The sequence below is a fragment of the Spirosoma horti genome, from assembly GCF_054776595.1.
The window spans coordinates 649,889-672,140 of the sequence record NZ_BAAHBQ010000004.1; the positions used below are offsets into that span (position 1 = coordinate 649,889).

General features: G+C 48.5%; 17 protein-coding genes. 4 read left to right on the forward strand and 13 right to left on the reverse strand.

Features of this window, described 5'->3' with window-relative positions; translation table 11 throughout:
- Nucleotides 1–157: 157 nt before the first annotated feature.
- Nucleotides 158–1,090, reverse strand: coding sequence for a helix-turn-helix domain-containing protein (locus tag ACYVAM_RS14405; protein WP_461068085.1), 933 nt, complete (start codon nt 1,088–1,090; stop codon nt 158–160).
- Nucleotides 1,091–1,448: 358 nt separating this feature from the next.
- Entirely contained in the window at nt 1,449–2,474 is a 1,026-nt protein-coding gene (locus ACYVAM_RS14410) for an acyltransferase family protein (RefSeq protein WP_461068087.1), read from the reverse strand.
- 442 nt (nt 2,475–2,916) lie between these two features.
- On the opposite strand from ACYVAM_RS14410, the gene ACYVAM_RS14415 reads away from it, so the two are divergent.
- Nucleotides 2,917–3,354 (forward strand): peptidylprolyl isomerase, encoded by a 438-nt coding sequence (locus tag ACYVAM_RS14415; RefSeq protein ID WP_461068089.1) that lies wholly within the window; start codon nt 2,917–2,919, stop codon nt 3,352–3,354.
- Nucleotides 3,355–3,444: 90 nt separating this feature from the next.
- On the opposite strand, the gene ACYVAM_RS14420 is transcribed toward ACYVAM_RS14415, so the two are convergent.
- Entirely contained in the window at nt 3,445–4,269 is an 825-nt protein-coding gene (locus ACYVAM_RS14420) for a tryptophan-rich sensory protein (RefSeq protein ID WP_461068091.1), read from the reverse strand.
- Nucleotides 4,270–4,597: 328 nt separating this feature from the next.
- On the opposite strand from ACYVAM_RS14420, the gene ACYVAM_RS14425 reads away from it, so the two are divergent.
- On the forward strand, nt 4,598–6,022 hold the full coding sequence (locus tag ACYVAM_RS14425) for a hypothetical protein (protein ID WP_461068093.1): 1,425 nt from the start codon (nt 4,598–4,600) through the stop codon (nt 6,020–6,022).
- 74 nt (nt 6,023–6,096) lie between these two features.
- Here the strand turns inward: ACYVAM_RS14425 and ACYVAM_RS14430 are convergent, their stop codons facing one another.
- Nucleotides 6,097–8,109: an OmpA family protein gene (locus ACYVAM_RS14430; protein WP_461068095.1), complete on the reverse strand. Its 2,013-nt coding sequence runs from the start codon at nt 8,107–8,109 to the stop codon at nt 6,097–6,099.
- A 194-nt stretch (nt 8,110–8,303) separates the two neighbouring features.
- Entirely contained in the window at nt 8,304–11,207 is a 2,904-nt protein-coding gene (gcvP, locus tag ACYVAM_RS14435; RefSeq protein WP_461068097.1) for an aminomethyl-transferring glycine dehydrogenase, read from the reverse strand.
- Nucleotides 11,208–11,451: 244 nt separating this feature from the next.
- Here gcvP and ACYVAM_RS14440 point away from each other — a divergent pair, with 244 nt between their 5' ends.
- Nucleotides 11,452–12,690 (forward strand): glycosyltransferase family 2 protein, encoded by a 1,239-nt coding sequence (locus tag ACYVAM_RS14440; RefSeq protein WP_461068099.1) that lies wholly within the window; start codon nt 11,452–11,454, stop codon nt 12,688–12,690.
- Nucleotides 12,691–12,775: 85 nt separating this feature from the next.
- Here ACYVAM_RS14440 and ACYVAM_RS14445 read toward each other — a convergent pair whose 3' ends face one another.
- The 6 genes from ACYVAM_RS14445 to ACYVAM_RS14470 all read right to left on the reverse strand — a co-directional run bounded on the left by ACYVAM_RS14445 (nt 12,776) and on the right by ACYVAM_RS14470 (nt 19,808).
- Entirely contained in the window at nt 12,776–13,651 is an 876-nt protein-coding gene (locus ACYVAM_RS14445; protein ID WP_461068101.1) for an FkbM family methyltransferase, read from the reverse strand.
- 56 nt (nt 13,652–13,707) lie between these two features.
- Nucleotides 13,708–14,712 carry a glycosyltransferase family protein gene (locus tag ACYVAM_RS14450; protein WP_461068103.1) on the reverse strand — a complete coding sequence of 335 codons (1,005 nt, stop codon included), beginning with the start codon at nt 14,710–14,712 and terminating at the stop codon, nt 13,708–13,710.
- Nucleotides 14,705–15,079 (reverse strand): DUF2304 domain-containing protein, encoded by a 375-nt coding sequence (locus tag ACYVAM_RS14455; protein ID WP_461068105.1) that lies wholly within the window; start codon nt 15,077–15,079, stop codon nt 14,705–14,707. Before ACYVAM_RS14455 ends, ACYVAM_RS14450 begins: the two co-directional genes overlap by 8 nt.
- 12 nt (nt 15,080–15,091) lie before the next feature.
- The gene (locus ACYVAM_RS14460) at nt 15,092–15,826 is read right to left on the reverse strand and encodes a glycosyltransferase family 2 protein (protein WP_461068107.1); all 735 of its coding nucleotides are present in this window, start codon (nt 15,824–15,826) and stop codon (nt 15,092–15,094) included.
- Nucleotides 15,819–17,897 (reverse strand): DUF7657 domain-containing protein, encoded by a 2,079-nt coding sequence (locus ACYVAM_RS14465; RefSeq protein WP_461068109.1) that lies wholly within the window; start codon nt 17,895–17,897, stop codon nt 15,819–15,821. Before ACYVAM_RS14465 ends, ACYVAM_RS14460 begins: the two co-directional genes overlap by 8 nt.
- 282 nt (nt 17,898–18,179) lie before the next feature.
- Nucleotides 18,180–19,808, reverse strand: a complete 1,629-nt coding sequence (locus tag ACYVAM_RS14470) for an amidohydrolase family protein (protein ID WP_461068111.1) — start codon at nt 19,806–19,808, stop codon at nt 18,180–18,182.
- A gap of 128 nt (nt 19,809–19,936) precedes the next feature.
- Here ACYVAM_RS14470 and ACYVAM_RS14475 point away from each other — a divergent pair, with 128 nt between their 5' ends.
- Complete coding sequence (locus ACYVAM_RS14475; RefSeq protein ID WP_461068113.1) at nt 19,937–20,701, forward strand: hypothetical protein; 765 nt, start codon at nt 19,937–19,939, stop codon at nt 20,699–20,701.
- A gap of 2 nt (nt 20,702–20,703) precedes the next feature.
- On the opposite strand, the gene ACYVAM_RS14480 is transcribed toward ACYVAM_RS14475, so the two are convergent.
- A complete protein-coding gene (locus ACYVAM_RS14480) occupies nt 20,704–21,582 on the reverse strand; it encodes a metallophosphoesterase family protein (RefSeq protein ID WP_461068115.1) in 879 nt (292 codons plus the stop codon).
- Between the two features lie 17 nt (nt 21,583–21,599).
- On the reverse strand, nt 21,600–22,250 hold the full coding sequence (locus tag ACYVAM_RS14485; protein WP_461068117.1) for a hypothetical protein: 651 nt from the start codon (nt 22,248–22,250) through the stop codon (nt 21,600–21,602).
- Nucleotides 22,251–22,252 lie beyond the last annotated feature (2 nt).

Below are 22,252 nucleotides of genomic sequence, written 5' to 3' on the forward strand. Positions count from 1 at the left end.
GTAATTAGTAGCTACAGCGTTAAGCATCAAGGCTACCGACGCAACGGGTCAAAATTAGGAATACGCCATGCAGCGCAACAGGTACGTTTTGTAGATTCACTGGTAAAAACTGCAGATAGGAAAACCTGGGATATAAAAATTACCAGCTATCCTTGATCTATGCGGCTAACGTATACTGCTTTTCGCGGTAGGCACGAGGGGTTATACCCGTTATACTCTTGAAGAATTTGGTAAAATTCGACGGGTCATCGAAGTGAAGCTGATAGCCTATTTCGGCTACGGTGAGGTTTGTATTCCGAATTAGGTTTTGAGCCTCAAACGCTGTCCGCTCCCGAATATGTTGAAGCGCCGTTTTGCCCGTATATTTTTTCAATATATCGCTGAGGTAGTGCGGATGTATGTGCAGCCGGTTAGCCGCTTCATGAACAGTCAGCAAGACGGTAGACTCCTGATTAGGATCGGGCAAGTAATACATTTGCAACAGGCTCTGAAACCGTTCGACCAGGGATACGGGCTGCGAATAGTCAATGGCCGAGAGCGTTTGGCGGTAGATCTGGCGACTTTTAATCAGCGACGCCTGAAGTAAATGGTAAATCAAATCCAGCCGATCCGGTTTAGAACGCGTCGGGTGGCTAGATTCAGCCGTAATGAGTTCAAATTGATGCGCCAGTTCACTGGCCTCATCTGACTTGATGTAAATTAGGGGTTGAGCTCCTTTTCTGTAAAAAGGGTACTCCTGCATAGGGTCGGAGAGCATGGACCGTTTGGTCACGAATTCAGCCGTAAACATCAGCACGGAGCCATGCCATTGATCTTCTTTGTGAATTGACCGAACCGTCCAGGGCCGAAGGAAATACAGCGTACCTGGCTGAACGCGGTAAGGCACCCCATCGAGATGAATTGTCCCGCTGCCTTCCGTTACCAGAGCGGCTACGTAGGTGCTGCTGCGAAAAGGCGGGATTATTTCGCCCGGCCCGCCAAACTGTTCGAACGGAAAGATCCCAAAACAGCGGTTCGTGGAGTCAATAGACTTTACGGCCTTCAAAAAATCCGGCAAGTTGTCGTAGTAGGGTATCGATTGAGTTTCCACGCTGGCAAAAGAGATAGGCTAGACAAAGGCATTTATTGCGGCAACACCAGTCGAGCGTACTACTTTCTAAAACGGCAATTCTCTCGACGCTGGTTACAGAAAAATGGGGAGACACTCTTCGTGCGCTACCACAACCCGTTTAACGACAGGCAATTTAGTTGTATTATTCCAGAAATCGAATTGAATAAATTGACTTATTCAAAGAATAAATTACTCTTCTCCGCAGGAATACGGGATGCAGTAAAGAAGTATGGGGAATCGTCTTCGGCAGCAGACTGCCGTCGTGCTGGGATCGATACAACTTTGGTGTTTCAGTCTGACCTGATCGCGCCTTATTCAAGCGATTTTGCTTTTTACTTTATTGTGATGCCGATACGCTAGCGGCTTTTTCATCGACTTTATACTTAGGTCGACTAAAATCACCACATAAACCCCGAAATACGGCCGGAGCAAACTTATCGAGGCTTATCAGGATCATCAGGCAAATGCCTAAGCCAACAAATGGACTAACCCAATAAATGAATCCACCCGTTACCATTGCGTTGGCGAAGATCCGGTAAAAAATAAGGTTGACAACAGGATGATACAGATAAAGCGGCAGGGAATATCGTCTTCCATAGTAGCTAAGCAGTGAATCAGGAGAGATAGACAACCGTAGAGATAACAGAAAAATACCGACCGCAAGCGGTAAGGTTCCTGCCAAAAAATTCACCCTGACGGCGTCGGTCATAAGGCTTGAGAAGAACCACACCTCCACCAGCTGAGCGCCAATGCCAATGATAATCAACAGGTAGGCAGTCAGTTTGGACACACGTTTGTCCAGCGCATGCTTTGAAATTAAAAAACCAAGGGACAAGAAAGGAACTGACAAGAAAGAACGGGCATATATTGGATGAGGTCGCAGGCCCAGCAAATAATTGTAGGGGATGAAAATCAAAATTATTAGTAAACTAACGACGACCACCAGCGGCAGTAACTTATCTAACTTAAACTGTAGCAGGAACCAAAGCACAAGATACCCCAGCACCATGGAGGTTAGAAACCAAAGATGAAAATAAACTCCCGTTAGTAAGGTAAAGTAGGTAAGCAACGGCTTAATCGTGCCTTCGGTAAGCAGCGTAAATAGAAGATAAATTACGTTAACGAAGAAGGTGACAAACAACAGATTTTTAACCGTTTTGGGAAAAGCCTGGGCCGGTCGTGCAGCATAGCTTTTCTGAAAATAATAGCCAGCAACAACGAAGAAGAAGGGAACGACCCATCGCCCCGATAAGCCCAACAAGTCTAGTATCGGGGTACAATCCAGGTAAATACTGTGACATAAAAAAACTAAACAAGCTCCCAGAAACCGAAAAACATCTATACTCCCATTGCGTTGATTCATGATCAAGGTACCTGGCGGGTGAGCCAGCATAGTTTAATGAATAATTCTTCTTAAGCTGATATTTATGATTGTATAGCCGTCTGAACGTGATAGACTGGCTCGCTTACCCTATATAGATTTGCTTGAGGTTAAACTCGTGTATCTGTATGAATACAGACGCTGGGAAAAATAGTATAAATTGTAAATAGAGGAAGCATTCGTATAACCCTAACTTTTTAGTGCAGTGTAATCAGTCAACAATTTAATATATTTTACCTTTTCCATAACAAAGTATTTACATAATTAATTATTCGGCAAATTATAGTATTCATTTATACATACTCAAAAACCTACTACTCATTTAGGTTAAAAAGCTTGCGGTACGTGTACAGTGGCAGCATTTAATAGTAAGGTTGAAGCATAAATCGTCGTAATTTTGTGTTAAACAAAATTGATGTCAGTTATGCCAAAGGCACAGATGAATACCGACAAGGGCACAATGCTCATTGAGTTTTTCGAGAAAGATGCTCCTAAAGCGGTCGATAACTTTATTACGTTAGCCAAGAAGGGTTTCTATGACGGGGTTAAATTCCACCGTGTTATTCCCAATTTCATGATTCAGGGGGGCGACCCAACGGGTACTGGCGCAGGCGGACCAGGTTATACCATTGATTGTGAACTTACTGGCGAAAACCAGTACCACGACCGGGGCGTTCTATCCATGGCTCACCGGGGACGGAATACCGGCGGTTCACAATTTTTCATCTGCCATAATCGCCAGAATACCGCCCACCTCGACCGAAATCATACGGTTTTTGGTAAAGTAGTCGACGGTTTGGACATTATCGACCAAATTCAGCAGGGCGATAAAATCAACAGCATCACGGTACTGGAAGAGTAGGATACTCAGTAAGTAGACAGCCTTAAAGTGGCAAAGCCGATATGAATAGAACTATTCATATCGGCTTTGCCACTTTAAGGCCTGTTCGTTTCAACTATAAGCGGGCGTCTTCTTTGAAATAAGTCCCGAAATGGCCAGACCAACTGCAGCAATTGCTCCGGCTCCGGCAATTAGCTGAATCTGGCTATAGCCTTTCTGCTCGGCCGCAATGGCCACATAAGCCCAGGTGAAAACCAGAATGTATGCTACACTCCGATATCGATTGAAAACAATTGCTCCCACAACCAGCCCAACAATGAGCAGTGCCATTGCCCACGCTTGTTCGCTAAGGCCCATCAGACTGAAATCGGTCGATTTTAAATAGACCGTTACGTTGAGGATGGTCGCTACAGTAAGCCAGCCGAAATAAATCGAAAAGGGAATGCGGGCCAGCCACGTTTCCGCTAGTGAAGCTGGCGATTCGGGTAATGTCGCATCCGGGTCCGCATCGATTAGGGGCGTCGTTACTCCGCGTACGCCCCGACGAACGAGCAACTGCTGCTCAATGATCACCAGCGAGAACAGCATCACCAGAATAACCAGTAAAGCAACGCCAATGCGTTCGTTATTAAAAAGCGGACTCCAGGCAGCATTGCCAAATGCGTTAATGACTACCCACCACCCAATGGCCCGAAACCGTGGGTTTTCCCGCTGGGAATTCAGACCCTGGTAGATGGCAAAGGCCAGCAGGCCCAGAAAAATGACTCCCCAGATTGAAAAGGCATAGCCCGCCGGGGTTATCAGCGTATGGTACTTATCGGAAATCACCCTATTTGTTTGCCCCCCAAAGGCTCCAGTGTTGGAGAGGTAGTTCATCACAATTAACGTGATGATACTGAACATGACAAGAAATTGACGTAATCTATCAGATTGCATAAAGAATCAAAATACGGTGATTGATACTGCTATTAACCAATGGGTTAGCATGAATGTTTCTACTCAGCTACCAACCCTTATACCTTCGCTAACGATAGAGAAGGCTAGTTTTCGTAAACAAGTGAATCTCTGTATTCGACTTAAACGAGAATGGGTAAAGATAAGACTAGTTAAGCGCTCGTGAACAGAAATTATATATTTTGATATATCTATAAGTAAGCAAAAATATAATATTTGTATATAAATTATCTTAGTTATTTATAAATTCATCTATTTTTACAATACTTATAAGTAAATATTATTTGTAGGAATAACTAATTCAAAAAGTATGAAGCATTATTTACATCTCATATCATTTGCTAGCCTGTTGCTGTGGCTGCACTTGTGTTCAACTGGCGTTCATGCTCAGGCACCTGCCAACTTAACAACCAACGTAGCCCTGACGGCCTCAGTTGAAACGGATTTTGCACCCTCTGCTTTTTTTTCTACAACTGCTCAGATAGTAGCCGCCTTTAATAAGGGTCGGCGTACGGAGGAAATTCAATTAGGATTACCCGTTAATTCGCTGGGAAATCTTACGCTTCCAGCGAACTATGCCACTTCGTCGGATAATCAACGAGCGTTATATTTAATAAATGCTGAACGCCAGGCAAGATCAGGCATAAATTATGGAGCCGGGGCCGTGTTAGGAAAACCGCTGGAAGGCGTTGAAACGGCGTTAGACAATACAGCCCAAGTACATTCAGATTATCTATTAGCCAATAATTTATTCACTCATACCGGAGCAGGAGGCACCACATCTACCCAGCGCATTGAAGCGACCTACCCAACTAATTGCCTTCAGCGAAACGGTTTGGGACAGTACACAATGGGCCGTTCTGAGAATATTTATTACTCCTGCGGTGGTGGAGCAACGTTTGCAGTCGAACAGGCTATTTTCAACTGGCTATATCGGGACACCGGCGCATCGTGGGGCCATCGGGAAGCTATATTGATTCAAAATGTCGACGCCAGCGGCAACACCGGCTATAATGACGACCGGTCGCCAGTTGGCAATGAGGGCTTCATGGGCATTGGCGTAACCACCGGCGCTCCCGGAAGTTATACAGCCTGCGGAGCAAACGCGCCCCGAATTGTTGTTTTGAATATTGCCGATCCGAGCGCAAATGCCGCTTGTACATTTGCTGTTGAAAATACGCCTTTACCCGTTAGCTTAACATACTGGGCAGGGCGACTTGAACAAAATACCGTTGCACTCGAGTGGAGAACTGCTTGGGAAAAAGATGCCCGTTATTTTTTAATAGAGCGCAGCACAGATGTTAAGAATTTCGAACAGCTTGGCCAAGTGAAATCATTTGGAAATACCTCTGAAAAACAAACCTATACCTTTACTGATGAAACTCCGGTAGTTGGGTATAATTACTATCGTTTAATACAAGTTGACCTGGATGGACGAAGCGAAACATCGCGTATCATCTCCGTTCGTCGTGGTACCAGTGATCAGCTTAATCAACTCATTACTTACCCTAACCCGCTGGCAGCCAATGAACCATTCCGGCTAACGATTCAGGAAGGCGCATCGGCCGACATACGACTTGTTGATTTACTTGGATTCGACGTGCCGACAAAGCAGTGGCGGGTCAATAATAAGGAAGTAGCCGTTCAACCACAAATTGCCTTATCGACAGGCTTATATTCTGTATTAGTAAACCTGAATGGAGAACAGCATTCGGCTAAACTGCTTATCAAATAAATAGACCATTGGTTTTTAATTAAACAGGCCACTCCTTTTGTTAAAGAGTGGCCTGTTTAATTAAAAGGAATAATTTACAATTCCAGGATCTTAATTTCTGTTCGGCGGTTGCGCTGGTGCTCCTCTTCGGTCTTGGCATTTTTAACGACTAACCGCGTTTCGCCATATCCCTTTGCCACCAGCCTATCGGCCGAAATACCCTGCGATACGATGTAATCCACGGCCGCTTTGGCCCGATTCTGTGATAACTTCATGTTGTAGGCATCAGGCGCCCGAACGTCCGTATGAGAGCTAAGTTCAAGTTTGAGCGTCGGGTTATCTTTCAAAATCACAACGATCTTATCAAGTTCCGGCGCAGCATCCGACCGGATATTGTATTTATCCAGATCGTAGTAAATGTTTTCAAGCACAAAGGTCTTGTTCAGCAGCGACCGGTCGAGCAGCAGATCGACGTTGAACGTTGTATCCGTCTGTGGCTTAGTCAGGAAGACGGCAGGAATGCTTTTGCCCTGCATCGTAAACGGCTCCCGACGGGTCAGGTAGCCTTTCCGCTCGGCCAGAAGCGTATAGTCTTTCCCTTCTGTTAATGGATACTTCCCAAACGTTCCGGGCTGCCCCGTTACGACTTCGGCAATGGGCTGGCCCGTTGCATCGTCCAGAATCCGAACCCGTGCCGAATCGAGGGGGGCAGCGGGAGTCTCGTTTGCCAATACCGTTCCGGCAATAAAGTAGCGCACGATTTTAGGCGCGTTGGCCGGTGGTGGCGTTTGCACGATAATGGTCGTGGTATCGGTTGGCGGTCCCTCCTGGAAGAAGTAAATGTCATCATCCCCTTTTCCCCCACCCCGGTTTGAGGCCATATACCCTTTGGTGGCTTCGGTATAAATCAGGCCGAAGTCATCGGCAGGGGAGTTGATGGGCTGGCCCATGTTCTCGACCCGCGTAACACCCCCCGAACGCGTTGCCACAAACACATCCAGTTTTCCCAAACCCGGATGGCCGTCTGAGGCAAAGTACAATTTGGCGTTGGCCCCAACATACGGAAACATCTCATCGCCGGGCGTATTGATATCACGCCCCATGTTGACGGGTCGACTAAAACGACCGGATGCATCAATGCTGGTGCGATACAGGTCAATGCCACCGGCACCACCGGCCCGGTTCGAAGCAAAGTAAAGTGTTTTACCATCAGCCGAAAACGCGGGCGAACCATCCCAGGCCAGCGAATCACTGATTGGCAAACGCAGTGGCTGGCTCCAGGCATTGTTATCGCCCAGGCGGCTGATGTATAAGTCGACGTCGAGGCCCCCTTTCCGTTTGCCGTTGTTGCCCCGCGCCAGAATCATGGTTTTTCCATCTTTCGAGAAAGCCGGTGTTCCTTCGTTCACATCGCCCTGAAAGACATTGGTGCTGAATACTTCAGGAGCACCCGATGCGCCACCCGGATTTCCGGTTTCATCGGGCTTTTGATTCAGTTTGGTTTTATACAAACCCAGCATCGGCTGACCATTGTTCTTATACACGGTTTCCTTGCGGGAGGCCGTAAACACAAGCTCCTCACCCCGAACGACTGGCGCGAATTCAGCACCCGGCGAGTTCAGGTTACCCATATTGCGGAGCGTAATGAGCGATTTATTCTGGGCAATGGCATCAATTGCCTTCAGCGTTTCTACTTCCCGTTTGGCCTTGTCGAGCGTAGCTTTTGCGGTTGTTTTAGGCGCATTCGCTACGTACTGCTGTAATTGCTCCAGGGCCCCAGCATAGTTCCCCTGCGATTTCAGGGCGTAAGCGTAATTGAAGTGGGCATCGGGCTCTTTGGTGCCGGCTTCAATGGCTTTCTGATAAAAGGGAACAGCCTCCCCAAATCGGTTCGATAAGCGGTATGATTCGGCGGTGTAATAATTCAGGCGGGCCGGGTCGATAGTACCCTTTGCTGCTTTCTGGAACTGGTTCAGTGCCAGATTATATTCGCCAGCATCGTAATGACGCACACCTTTTTTATACGCCTGCATGGCCGAATTGCAGCCCGTTAGTCCGCTGGCCAGACCTAACACCACGAGCAGTACAGATAACGTATTGGTTTTCATAGGGCTAAAAAAGCAAATCGCTGATTCTCGCCCAAGATAATGCAAATTTGGGCGGGTCTTACTTTTAACGATTACAATCGGTTTTTATTGAGGATTGTTTCATAGTAAAAACGGGTGAAAATCCGCGCTTTGTATGCATCTGTTTCGATGATTACAAAGCACGGGTTTTCACCCGCGTTATATAAACAATTTCCTTATGCCTGTTGGGCTACACCCGCTTCCTCAGCCACTTCCGTTGCGTAGGCATCCGTTGGAATGCAGGAACAAACCAGGTTCCGGTCACCATAGGCCGAATCGATTCGGCTCACACTTGGCCAGAACTTACGCGCCCGTACCTGTGGCAATGGATAAACTGCTTTTTCGCGGCTATAAGGACGCGTCCAGTTATCGCTCAGGGCAACTGTAGCTGTGTGTGGCGCGTGTTTCAGCACGTTGCTGGTCCGGTCTACTTCGCCCGCTTCAATTTCACGAATTTCGTTCCGGATGGCGATCATAGCCTCGCAGAACCGATCCAGTTCGGCTTTCGACTCGGATTCGGTTGGCTCGATCATCAGCGTACCCGCTACCGGGAACGAGACCGTTGGCGCATGGAAACCATAATCCATCAATCGCTTGGCGATGTCTTCAACTTCAACGCCGGACGTCGCTTTGAACGGACGGCAGTCGAGGATCATTTCGTGAGCGCAACGACCATTGGTGCCTGTATACAAGGTATCGTAATGACCTTCCAGACGAGCTTTAATGTAATTGGCGTTCAGAATAGCCCGTTTTGTGGCGTTCGTTAGACCTTCGCCCCCCATCATCGCAATGTAGGCATACGAAATGGTGAGTATACTGGCCGAGCCATAAGGTGCTGCCGAAACAGCATGAATGGCCTGATCACTCCCAATATGCACCATGGCATGACCGGGCAGGAACGGCACTAACTGCGGAGCGACACCGATTGGCCCCATGCCTGGCCCGCCCCCGCCGTGCGGAATACAGAATGTTTTATGGAGGTTCAGGTGGCAAACATCGGCACCAATCGTAGCTGGTGACGTCAGGCCAACCTGTGCGTTCATGTTCGCACCATCCATGTATACCTGCCCACCGTGTTCGTGAATGATGGAGCAAATTTCCTTGATACTTTCTTCAAATACACCGTGTGTCGATGGATACGTTACCATCAAACACGACAGGTCATTGCTGTATTGCTCGGCTTTCGCCTTTAGGTCGGCTACGTCGATATTGCCGCGCTCATCGCATTTGACGATAACGACTTTCATACCGGCCATGACGGCACTGGCGGGGTTGGTCCCGTGCGCCGACTGTGGGATGAGCGAAATAGTCCGGTGAAAATCGCCCCGGCTTTCGTGGTAGGCCCGAATGACCATCAACCCGGCATATTCGCCCTGGGCACCCGAGTTCGGTTGCAGTGACATGGCAGCAAAACCTGTAATCTCGCAAAGCCAGGCGTTCAGGTCGGCAAACATTTGCTGATAGCCCGTGGTCTGGTCTTTTGGCGCAAACGGGTGTAGTTTACCCAGTTCAGGCCAGGTAACCGGAATCATTTCAGCCGTCGCGTTCAATTTCATGGTGCAGCTACCAAGCGAAATCATGGAATGAACCAGCGAGAGGTCTTTCTCTTCCAGCGATTTTAGATAACGCAGCATTTCGTGCTCCGTATGATGGGTATTAAATACTGGATGCGTCAGGTAGTCCGATTGCCGGATAAGTTGGTCGGGCCAGGTAATTTCCAACGTTTCCAGAATAGCATCCATATCGGCTTTGATACCGAAAACGGTCAGCAATTCGGTTACGTCATGCAAGGATTTCGCTTCATCGAAGGAAACGCCTACGTGCTCCTCATCGTCAAAATAACGCAGGTTGATCTGAGCGGCCTTCGCCGATTTTTTCAGCGATTCGGTATCTGATACGGTTACGGTAACCGTGTCGAAATAGTTTTCGGTGTTCACCTCGTACCCATTCCAGCGCAGTGCTGTGGCGAATATTTTGGTGAGTGTATGCACCTGTTCGGCAATGGCGCGAAGCCGTTGCGGGCCATGATAAACCGCATAACTTCCGGCCATAACGGCCAACAGCACCTGGGCTGTGCAAATATTTGACGTCGCTTTTTCGCGACGAATGTGTTGCTCGCGCGTCTGAAGGGCCATGCGTAATGCTGGTTTGCCTTCCGCATCCTGCGAGACACCGATAATCCGGCCTGGAATCTGCCGTTTGAACGCATCGCGGGTAGCAAAGAAAGCCGCGTGCGGTCCGCCATAGCCCATGGGCACACCAAACCGCTGCGACGAGCCAATCACAACATCGGCACCCATTTCACCGGGTGCTGTTAGCAACGTCAGCGCCAGCAAGTCGGCGGCAACAGCCACCGTAATGCCCAGTTCATGCGCGGAGGCAATCAGATCCGTATAGTCGAACACTTCCCCATCCGAGGCCGGGTATTGCAGTAGCATACCGAAGATCTGACCACTGGTCAGGTCGACCGTGCGGTGGTCGCCAATCAGGACGGTAACACCAATGGGCGTAGCCCGCGTCAGCAAAACGTCGATGGTTTGCGGATGGCAGCGGTCTGAAACAAAAAATGTCGTCGCTGATTTTTTTTGCGCCGGATGCATGGCAAACAGCATGTGCATGGCTTCGGCAGCCGCCGTAGCTTCGTCGAGCAGAGAGGCATTGGCCAGATCCATACCCGTCAGGTCCGATACCACCGTCTGGAAATTGAGCAGTGCTTCGAGCCGTCCCTGGGCAATTTCAGCCTGATAAGGCGTATAGGCCGTGTACCAGGCTGGATTTTCGAGGATATTGCGAAGAATAACGTTTGGCGTCAGGGTATCGTAATAACCCGTACCGATGTATGATTTAAAGATTTTGTTCTGCCCGGCCACCTTTTTAAAATCCGTCAGAAAGGCTGTTTCCGACTTGGGTGCGGGGAGGTTCAGTGGCCTTGCCAGTCGAATGGCATCGGGTACTGTCTGGCTAATCAATTCGTCGATTGATTCCACGCCAACTGTCTGGAGTATCTCGGCCAGGGCCGCGTCGGTTTGACCGTGATGTCGGTCTTCAAATAGGTCTGTCTGTTGAAGCTTTAGTTTCATGCCGGGATCACCCACCTTTTCGTTTGAATGGAAACTCAAATTTACGTCAAAACGTGCGAATATTGTGGTCTGATAATTGCTAAACCTGCCGTAACAATCACTTCTGATACTTTTCTTATATCATCTGATTATACTGCTTACTTGTATCGGTCAATCAGCCCAGGAGAACCCTCATCAGTTTTCCCGAAGCGCATGATCCTGCAAGAGGTGTCCTGCATAAAATCCCTTACCTGTTTAGTACAAAATGGAACAAAAGCCTTTCACCATTATTGTCCCGACCCGTGAACGAGCGGATATCCTGATTCATACGCTGCGGACCTGCACCATGCAGGACTACGACCGGCTGTCGATCCTCGTTTCGGATAACTACAGTCAGGACGATACCAGGGCGGTGGTCGATTCGCTTCAGGACCCGCGTATCAGGTACATAAATCCGGGAAAGCGGCTAAGTATGGCGCACCATTACGAGTTTGCCTTGTCGAACGTTCAGGAAGGGTTCGCGACTATTCTGGGTGATGATGATGGCTTTTTGCCAGGTGCCGTTGAGACCTCCAATCAATTACTGAACGAGACCGGGCTGGAGGCCATTAATATGAATTATTACCACGATTTTTATTTTTGGCCCAACCATCCCGTCAAGCGGCAGGCCAATATGCTTAAAGTAAGTTTCGAAAAAGGGTATGAAATTCTGGAAACCAGGCGGGAAATCGGCAAAGCCCTGAACTGTGACGTAGATTACCTGCGTTTGCCAATGATTTACAGTTCATTTGTCAGCATAAATGCCATCAATAAAATAAAGGCAATCACGAATCAATTCTTTCGGTCCCAGTGTCCCGATGTGTATTCCGGCATTGCAATTACCCATGTGCTGGACAAATACGTAAAATCGAATAAACGGCTTCGGCTGGCGGGCATTTCGGCAAAGAGTACCGGTACCTCGGGTTTATTCAACCACGACAATGCAGGCCCTATGGCTCAGTTTAACAGCGAGTCGAACATTCCCTTTCACGAGAAGATCAAACCAACAGAGTCGACAGCGTCTATCAGTTACATTATAGCCGAGAGCTTCTTACAATCGTTCGATGCGGGGTTAAACGCCGACAAACAAAAGTCATTTAACTTCATTCCGTTCATAAAAACGGCGATCAAGGAAGCAAACTCGAAGTTCAGGGCGAAACATGATGAGATCATTGCCACCACCCGGTATATAGCAGAGAAAAATAATCTGGATCGGGAAGCCGTCGAGAGACTGATAAAGCAGGGCGAAGAGCGAAAAATTAACATCATTGGCTACGACCTCAAACGATACGCGCATCCATTCCTGTTACTGGACGGGTCGGTTTATGGCGTCGAAAACATCTACGATGCCTGCCTGCTTCATGAAGACGTATATAAAAGTCCGGCAAACTATTTCTTTGCCAAGTCGACCTGGGCGTTTATGGGACAATTACTATTCGGTGAATTGGGTGCGAGGTATAAGTGACATAGCCACCTTTTACCACCAAAATCCAATCACTCAACAACTCAAGACGTTTACGCTGCTGTTGCTTGTGTAAACGTCTTAAGTATTACCGTTGCGAAATGGCGATGGGGCCAATTCCGGGGTAGTGAATCGATTTTGCAATCAGAATGCCATCAATGGAATAGCTGTGCGCCACATCGGCAGAAGCGATTATCTCAAAATCGTGTTCCAGCAAAAACGCTTCACAGTCCCGGTGCAATTGCCCTGAGTGCGTCGAGATAAAGAAATAGCCTACTTTTCTGGCATTGATGAGCGTTTGTGCGCCCTTTAGCATCTCCAGTTCAAACCCCTGAATATCGCTATGGAGTATATCAACGAACTCAATGGATTTCCGGGCGATAAAATCGTCAATATTTGTTGTCGGGGTTGGCTGGCCATTCTGAGATTGGCTGCCGATGAAATAGTTGGAGAAATCTCCCGTCATGTTATTCAGCGCGAAATTATTTTTCCCTAGTTCCAGTAACTCTTTTTCCGGCTCGATCATGAAGCAGGTGGGCTCTGCTACTTTTGAATAGAACCACATGGAGTAGAAAGCCCAGTTGGAACCGAGTTCGATCATCGTCGCTTTTTTCGGCATATGTTTCAGCACTTCCTGAAACACCCGTTCCTCTTGCGGCTCGTGTATCCCTTTATTTTTCGTTAAGGTCTTCAGGCCACCACCCAGCCCGGACGTGAGCACTTTGAGCCCATTGTGCATGACCAGCAGACCGTCTTCAATCGTCCCCGCGTTGGGTACTTTATTGATAAAGGCATTGTCGGTGGACGACGCCGTTATGGCTGCCCGGCTGTCCCAGTTGACCAGCCTATGCTCGTAGAATTTAAAAAAGCTAGCCGGAATAGCCTTTAAAATAGGATCGTACACCCATTTTTTTGTAATAGGATTGGACTTGACAACGTCGATGATATCAGTGACAGTAGGCATGGATTCAGTAGTTTAGGCGAGAATGAATTCGGCTTAGTAAGGCAGGGCTGTTGCGGTTATACATGCGTTTCTTGCGATTTCTCGCGTATGAATCCGGCAAAATCAGGCAGGTGCGTTTTGTAATCGGAAGCCATTATATAGTCAAACTCTTCTTTCATTTTTCCCGAGAAACCACAGGCAATCACGCGTCGGCCAGAGGCCAGGCTATTCCAGATTTTGGAGGGAAAACTGGATTCATCCGTGCCTACTGTTCCTGTAATCAGGTGAATCTCGTGGTTATGCAAGGCCTGTATCAATGACGGTGTATCTTTAAAGACACCTTTCGAAAACTTTTTCAGGGAATCGGACAGTTTTTCCATACCGGGCCCGTCGGCATGAAAGTTAATTTGATACCCGGATTTTTGCAGCTGCTCACATTCGTTTACTAATGCATTTACATCGTGCGTTATGCCTAAATTACCGGTGTACAGTGCCGCTTTATCAGGAACAATAGCCGGGTTCGGCGCGATATCGATCATCGGCCATAACCGTTTAATAACCGCATTGGGACCAGAATAACCTACGTTGGATGATACCTTTATAACATGGTCGAACTTTCGTAACTCATTGTCCCACCATTTTTTTATTAGCTTATGGATAAAACCCGGAATGTTGAGCGAGATAATAGAGGCCGGAAAATAATCGAATAGAATAAAAAATGTTTTTACCTTCCGCTTTGCCACGGCATACCGCAGCAGAATATTGAGAAAAGGAGAATTGGTGATAACTAATGTATCCCCGTCGTTTACGTTTTTCCTGACGTACTGCCAGACTGATTTAAAAACAACAAAATACTCCGCTATTATTTGCAGGTATGTATTGCGTTCGAATCCTTTGGTTTGCAGATTCAGCAGATTTACAGCCGGTTTTGGTCGGGTTGATGGGCGATATTCACCTCCTCCGCCAACGAGAACAATATCGACTTTTTGTTGCGTCAGGTACTCCGCCAGCTGTTCGCAGATGAGGCAAATTGGCGACCCGTCAGGCCATATATACTGATTGATCAGGTGTATTTTAGGCATTCGGTTGGCGTTCTTTTTTCTGGGCTTCTATCTCATGTTTTAGAAAGGCAACTTCGTGCGTCAGGCTTTTTATCTGATTCTGCAATTTTGAGTTGACTAACGATAAATGGACCAGAAAGACGGTGATGGCAAAAATAGCAGCTAAAAATATTAACGAAGGCGCATAATACACGCCCAGCATCAATGAAATCTTTTCCAGTCCGCTTCTCCATAAAGAAAAAATAATTAGCAGGACTGTGCAAAAAATCCAAATGATGGAATACTCTTCCCGCAATTTTCCTTTCGCAATAAACCGGAAGATAATCAGCATAAATAAGGCAGCTCCAATGGCACTGATTAGCTGAATCGTAATTGGCAAATTACCCATGGTTATTTCCGGTTAATGAGCTCGTTTTCTACTAAGTCTGATGTAAATAAATAAGATACCGAGCGTTACTTTTAACATATAATAAAGGGCACGGCTTGTATCGATTGACGACACGCCACCCTGCCGTTCCTGCATTGTGACGGCCACTTCCTTAATTCGCAGATTGGATAACCCAAACTGCACAATGGATTCAGGTTCCGGGTACTCGTCGGGATAATAATCATTAGCCAGTTGCAGCGCCCGGGCATTAAAGGCTCGAAAGCCTGATGTGCTATCATGAACTGTTACGCCAATAAGAAACTGATTCAGCCAACGAAAGTACTTGATACCAATCCGGCGGACGACCGACGACTGAAAGCCCTCCTTCACCAGAAACCGGGAGCCAATCACAACGTCTGCTTCATCCGCAAAAATGGGTGCCAGAATTTTGTGTAGTTCACGCGCCGGGTGCTGGCCATCGCCATCCATCTGCACGGCTACCGTGTACCCGTGCTGGTAGGCATACTTATAACCAGCCTGCATGGCTCCACCAATACCCAAATTGACCGGTAGATCGAGGTATTGACAATTTAACTCTTTAAGAATAGTGAGTGTATTATCGGTCGAACAGTCATTTACTACCAACACATCAACTGGCGCATTGCCCGGTATGGCAACACCGTTAATCGACTCAACCACCGCTCTGATGGACTCCTTTTCGTTATAGCAGGGAATAACGACCAGAACACGTGGAGGAGGGTTACTCATTGATGCGGTAAATTTGAATGGTACCCAGCGTGGCGACCTGTTTCATGCACCTCGTTTCTACTGGCTGCGGTTGCTTGTCGAAGATGATATACCTGACGTTTAGTTGTTTAAACCGGGGAGAACAGGGGTCCATATACACCTGATAGCCGTCTTCGTAGTTGTTCTGGATAACGACCGAATCGCGGCCGTTGATAAATGAGCCATACACCGTATGGGCATATCGGTTGTAAGCCGAATCCCGCTTCATACCGGGATCAAGTACATTCATAATCTTGCGAACCGGCACATATTTGACACCACTCATCAGGTCAACACCCGTTGCCGTAACCAGGTAGGATAGGTACTGGCTGCCGAATACAACCCAACGCCCATTTGGTTCCTGCCGGTGTAAATCCTGAACCGTTCGGTAAAGTGGGTGCTCAAGGATAGGCGATAACCCTTTGGAAACAGGGTTCAGTTTCAGATTCGGGAGTAAAAACAGGCATATGGCCAACCCAAAAATACCGTTCCGATAAGGCGGAGACCATGTAAACAGAAGCAGAGACGATATGGCAGCAAAGAAAATGATTGGCCCAATGAGCTGCGACATTCTAAAGAAACCGCCAGCATCGTCTACGTTGACATTGGCCGCATAAATTACATACGCCAGCGCGGCAACGACACCAATAACCGTATAAAGAGTATTCTGCTGCCTGGGTAAGGTGGTCAGGTAATTCAGGTAGACGATTGTAAGGAGCACATTGCCAATACCAAACGGAATCTGGGTTCGGCGGGTGGGGCTCATGTCCCAAAGCGTTGCCTTTGCGAGCGGTGTCGAGAAGCCGACTTCAATCCATATGTAGCCGATGACAACAAAGATAATGAGCAGCAAAACGCCCCAGTCGATACGCTTCTGGAGAGCGAAACTAATGAGTGCCAGCGGAATGATCAGGGGGGCAAAGGTGATGTAATGCGAGAGTTCGCAATGGTTGAGCCAGCTTTTAGGAATGTTGGTGTCCGTGTATTGCCAGCTGAAATATTCCGAAAACCAGTTGGCGATGAAGCCCGTCCCCCCCGACTCACTCCGTCGGCCCGGATACACGGTGTTCAAAACGGCATCGAGTGTTGGCTTGAGATCTTTGTAAAAGAAATAAACCGATACACCCAGGATCGCGGCCAGCAGAACGGCTCCGCCAACCTTAAACAGCCATTGATCGAACAGGATCTTTCGGTCGAAATTATTGACAATGTACCCGATCAGCAAGGCCAGTAATAGGTATCCCAGTGGCACCTGATAGGGCGGGTAGAGTAGTAAAATATACCCCATCAGCAGCCAGGCAACAAGGGCTGAACTCACCAGAATCGTTTTCCAGTTCGTGCTGAAGAGCATATATACCGTTCCCACAAAGAGCAAACTGAAGTAAGCGATCAGCAGTACCGGGAGCGACACCCAGGATTGCGTTCCTGATGATAAAAACAGCCAGACAGCGCCAAACAGCGAAAGCCAGAAATTATTTTTTGTAATCAGCAGGAGCATAAGCGTAACGCCTATCAACGCCATGATGTCTCGATAAGCATATTGCCAGGCGTAACCACGCTCCACATCCAGCACGAAGAACCCCCAGTTATAGGGTTTAAATATCTCGATGAAGTCTTTACTGGGCAACATGAGCGCCGGGCTTTTGTACCCGCCGATCACCTCATTTTCAACCGGGTAGCCTTTATTGGCCTGCGAGAGCAGCCAGGGTGTACCCACCGCATAGTCGTCCATGCGTATACCCCTCGGCTGACCCGAGATCAGCCCGCGCCGTTGATCACCTCCATCGGGCAGGAGCTGATTCCAGATAGCGATCGAAACCGGGTGAATCTTACTTAAGGTGAGTAAAATCAATACGCCTACACAAATTCCTAGAAACCATTTTACTCGCTTGTCGAACCGAATTAGTTCAAACGGCCTTTTGGTTGGCTCGATTTCAGCAGGCTTTGGTGTACTGATAGATGAGTACTGATCATTTTTAGGCGGCAAATTGGTGGGCCTTACAACCTGGTTGGTGGCAGGAAGTGAGGACGAGCCTTTTCTTTTTTTTGACATGAGGTCGATTACGGAGATCGATAGTATGGGCTTGGACTGGCATTTGTCAATACCTAATCAAACTTACTAATACCATGCCAAATTTACCACAGCTCTGTGTTGTCTTTCGCATAATACCTAATTTCCCTACATGAATAGGGCAATTATACGCAGGCTTTGGTAATTAGATTATTCACGTATGTTCTCGTTAGCGCAACCAGGAGTTCAGTCTCGTCAGGCTGATTACCAGCGAAAGCCCGTCTCCCAACCAGAACACACGTCATCGTGATAGGCCATTTGCCGTTAATTCTTACCGCTTGACACTTTCCCGGCTCGGGCCGGGACGCCCGGTTGGGTAATCTCAAAGTTCTCTTTCTGCTTGGCATCGGCCACCATTTTCCGAACGTCGGCTAGTAGTTTCTTTGCGTCATAGATAACGCCGTCTTTCACCGTATATGTAACGCCACCAACGCGTTCTACTTCATTTTTCTCCGTCAGGTGGATGGCCCCTGTTCCATAAAGAACTTTCAGGTTGGCAAGTGGATTCTGATCGACAATGACGAAATCAGCAAGTTTACCAACCTCCACGGATCCAATCTGGTCAGACATACCCAGGGCCTCGGCCCCTTTCAGCGTGGCGGCCCGGATTACTTCGAGTGGGTGAAAACCAGCTTCGCGCAAGAGTTCGAGCTCCCGGATATAGGCGAATCCGTAAAGCTGATAGATGAACCCGGAATCAGACCCCGCCGTGACGCGACCACCCCGATTTTTGTATTCATTGATGAAGGCCATCCAAAGCTGGTAATTCTTCTTCCAGGCCACTTCCTGCTCCGTTCCCCACGAATGCCAGTACGACCCGTGCGAAATCCGGCTCGGGCCATAAAAACGCCATAAGCTCGGCATCGTATACTCCTCGTGCCATTCGGCGCGCCGGGCCAGCATTAGTTCGCGGTTCGCTTCGTAGATGTTAAAGGTAGGATCGAGGGTGAAATCAAGAGCGATCAGCTCGTCCATCACCTTATTCCAGCGATCGGTGCCGGGTTTAGCTGCCTGCTGCCAAAGATTTCCCGCTTCCTCGAATCGGTTTTGTTCATTATTGTAATTATAATCGGCGGGGTAGTTCTGAACGGTTTTATCATCGAAAAGGGCTTCGGGAAGACCGTACCAGTGTTCGAGCGAGGTCAGGCCCGCTTTAGCCGTTGCCAGTGCGTTCATACGGGCCACTTCCAGTTGGGCGTGGTGGCAGGCCGACCGCAGACCAAGCTTCTTGTTTTCTTCCAGAGCTGCTTTGAATATGGACGGTTCAGCGCCAAAAAACTTGATTCCGTCAGCGCCACGTTTGGCGTTCTGTTGCACCCAGGCGCGCGCCTGTTCGGGCGTACTAATAGGTTCTTTGGCTCCCTGCCCAAACACGGTATAGGCTTTAATGCGTGGGGCCGTGATTTCGTTGCGGTCGCTCTTGGCCCGATGCTCCAGTACCCAATCGAGGCCGTTGCCACAAGATGGGTCGCGGATGGTGGTGATTCCATGACTGAGCCAGAGCTTAAATACATATTCGGCATTGGCACCCTGCGCCTGACCACCAATGTGGCCGTGCATATCCACAAAGCCGGGCAGCAAGTACATTCCTTCGCAATGCAGTTCTTTATCGCCGGGGGCAGCTTGCGGGCGACCTTTTGGGTCGATGGGAACACCCGGATAGCCAACTTGCTTAATCTGTACGATGCGGTTTTTCTCCACCACAATATCGACGGGGCCGTAGGGCGGAGCACCCGTACTGTTGACCAGCGTGACGTCCCGAATGATGAGCTTTCCGAACGGGCCGTCGCCCTCATGACGGGCAGGTGACTTTTCGACCTGGGCGAATGAAGTGTAAACGATGAAGAATACAGCGCTAACTGAAAGGAGCAGCCGGGTATAAATTTTGGCCATATTGAGGAAGATCGTTCGGGTAAACAGTTGTAAGATAAGCGAAACTGCCGAACTTTTGCCCCGCTAACCACACTTTACCATACGGAATCAATAATTAACGTATCGACGGGTTAGGCCCCGAAACGCTCATGACTAAATACATTGCCCTTTTTCTATTGTTCCTTTTATCAGCCTGTTCCAGCGATGGAGATAAGGCCAAAACCAGTGCCACCGAGCCAATTTATACGCTCATCTTTTTAGATAAAACTCGCAGTGTCAACGTCAATAATGCCTTCGTTGCCCGAAAATACCAGCAGGCACTGAATGACATCATTGAGCAGAATATCCGGCAGAAGGGCGACAAACTCGAGGTCTATTTCATTCATGAAAATACCTCGAAAGCGCGAGCCCTGGCCCTAACAACCCGCACAGAGATGGAGGACGTATCAGCGGCCAGCGCCACTGATCGCGAAGCAGCCGAAACGGAATTCGATCTCGCTCTCAGTCGCGAAAAAGCCCAGATTCGCCAGCGGGTTTTTCAACAATTAGGCGCGCAGAATGCGGGCGCGTCCAATCAGGAAACCGATATCTGGGCTAGCCTGCCCGTTATTGCCAAAGCAAACGAATCAGGAGCTACGGTAAATGTATATTACCTGAGCGACATGATCGAAAGCGTAAAAGGCCCCACCCGACGCGATTTTCAGGTGAAACCTCCTAAGGACAACGCCCAAGCTGATGAATGGGCCAAAGCCGACGCGGGCCAGTTGAAACGCTACACGATCGGCAGCCCCACCATTACGATGATTCTGCCATTTGAACCGAATGCATCTGTTAAGCAGAACAACCCGGCCGTAACCCAGTACTGGCAAACACTGTTTTCGAACTTAGGCGCGGGTACAGTAGAGGAGCAATAACGTTATTCCGTAACCAGTGCCGTAGCCGGAATCTCGAACTGATACCCTACTGAAAAGCCAGAAAAATCGTTTTTCAAACAATGCGAGGTTAATGACAAGCCCGCCCCATCTCGCCGAACAGACAGGTAATGGAACAGCGGTTTATAATCTGTCGCCAGATCAGGCAATCGACTGGGTGATACGTCCAGGGGTTGTTTCAGCCCTCCGCCCCCACCAATAACCAGAAACGTTTTCCCCTCAAACTCATAGCGCTCAAACGCGTGGGAATGTCCCGTGATGAACAACCGCCCTTTCTGCGACTTTATATAGGCCGGAACAAACCGTTGCTGTACCAACTTGGACGAGCCAACCAGTTTACTATTTGAATAAGGCGCGTGGTGGCAGGTTACGATAACGACCTTCACTGACGGGTCTTGATCCAGGTCTTTCAGCGTTTGCTCATACCAGGTTTGCTGTTTAACTAAATCAGCGACGGAGAGGATGCTGAAATTAGAATTCAGCATAACGACCGCAATCGAGTCGGTTATTTTTACATACCCCGTGGGGCTATGTTCCGGAAAACGGAGCTGAAAATTTTTAGCGCCTTTGCGCGGTCGACCCATCACATCATGATTGCCCATGATGGCATAAACGGCGGTTCCTACGGCAGTGCAGTTCGCCAGAAACTGATCGATAATCCGCCATTTATTCGACCGGTAACCCAGCGAAACAATATCGCCCAGCCAATAGAGTACGGCCGGTTTCAGACGCACAATCTCATTAAAAATGGTGGTTGTTGCTTTGGTATTCTGGTGCGTACGCAGCACGAGTCGTTCCACCCACATGGGCGCCTGCGTATCGCTTAAAAATAATATCTCTCGTTGATTAACTTCCTGTTCCATAACGTTCTACTTACAACTTACCACGAAAACGCACGCCAAACGAGCTGAACTTCGGCCGTAAATGCCGCATTTTCGGCGGCTACGGCGTCAAACCATTTCAATTCACCGGCTACTCTAAAACGACGACCAATGGGATATGTATATGAAGCGGCCGCCATCCAGCCCAAACTGGTTGTGTTGGCCGTAGCTGTACCGACATAATCCAGCCGGGAATAGTTAAAGTAAGCGCCTGTTCCAGCCGTTACCGCCAGTCGCCGGGTTAATGTCCGATCTGTCCCCTTCAGCCAGGCCAGCGGCATTGAAAACACCAGCAAAACCGGAACTGCCGACACGTAAACATGCACCGGATCGTTGGCCACGTGCCCCCGATAACTGTACATCGTTGTCCAGCCCGTTTCCAGACCCACTCGCAAACGGTGATCCGGATACCACATAACCCGCAATGATCCAGGTGCCCCGAACCGACTTAAGTGCTTCTGCTCGATCGTATTGGGAACACCCAGGTGCGTTGCATAATAAGACAAGCCGCCCCCTGCGGTCACCACAATGGTGTACGGCCCACGTTGGGTAGCCATTGAGTCGGGCATGTAAACCGGCTGACCATTGGTCGATAGGGAACCAACATACAGATAGACAACTAGCGTAATGATTGGTAGATAAACTCGCATGG

Coding starts and splice junctions, on each gene's coding strand:
- ACYVAM_RS14425 (WP_461068093.1), top strand. CDS start 4,598: ATGAAGCATTATTTACATCTCATATCATTTGCTAGCCTGTTGCTGTGG.
- ACYVAM_RS14410 (WP_461068087.1), bottom strand. CDS start 2,474: ATGAATCAACGCAATGGGAGTATAGATGTTTTTCGGTTTCTGGGAGCT.
- ACYVAM_RS14445 (WP_461068101.1), bottom strand. CDS start 13,651: ATGCCTACTGTCACTGATATCATCGACGTTGTCAAGTCCAATCCTATT.
- ACYVAM_RS14455 (WP_461068105.1), bottom strand. CDS start 15,079: ATGGGTAATTTGCCAATTACGATTCAGCTAATCAGTGCCATTGGAGCT.
- ACYVAM_RS14460 (WP_461068107.1), bottom strand. CDS start 15,826: ATGAGTAACCCTCCTCCACGTGTTCTGGTCGTTATTCCCTGCTATAAC.
- ACYVAM_RS14450 (WP_461068103.1), bottom strand. CDS start 14,712: ATGCCTAAAATACACCTGATCAATCAGTATATATGGCCTGACGGGTCG.
- ACYVAM_RS14440 (WP_461068099.1), top strand. CDS start 11,452: ATGGAACAAAAGCCTTTCACCATTATTGTCCCGACCCGTGAACGAGCG.
- ACYVAM_RS14480 (WP_461068115.1), bottom strand. CDS start 21,582: ATGGAACAGGAAGTTAATCAACGAGAGATATTATTTTTAAGCGATACG.
- ACYVAM_RS14475 (WP_461068113.1), top strand. CDS start 19,937: ATGACTAAATACATTGCCCTTTTTCTATTGTTCCTTTTATCAGCCTGT.
- gcvP (WP_461068097.1), bottom strand. CDS start 11,207: ATGAAACTAAAGCTTCAACAGACAGACCTATTTGAAGACCGACATCAC.
- ACYVAM_RS14485 (WP_461068117.1), bottom strand. CDS start 22,250: ATGCGAGTTTATCTACCAATCATTACGCTAGTTGTCTATCTGTATGTT.
- ACYVAM_RS14430 (WP_461068095.1), bottom strand. CDS start 8,109: ATGAAAACCAATACGTTATCTGTACTGCTCGTGGTGTTAGGTCTGGCC.
- ACYVAM_RS14415 (WP_461068089.1), top strand. CDS start 2,917: ATGCCAAAGGCACAGATGAATACCGACAAGGGCACAATGCTCATTGAG.
- ACYVAM_RS14420 (WP_461068091.1), bottom strand. CDS start 4,269: ATGCAATCTGATAGATTACGTCAATTTCTTGTCATGTTCAGTATCATC.
- ACYVAM_RS14465 (WP_461068109.1), bottom strand. CDS start 17,897: ATGTCAAAAAAAAGAAAAGGCTCGTCCTCACTTCCTGCCACCAACCAG.
- ACYVAM_RS14470 (WP_461068111.1), bottom strand. CDS start 19,808: ATGGCCAAAATTTATACCCGGCTGCTCCTTTCAGTTAGCGCTGTATTC.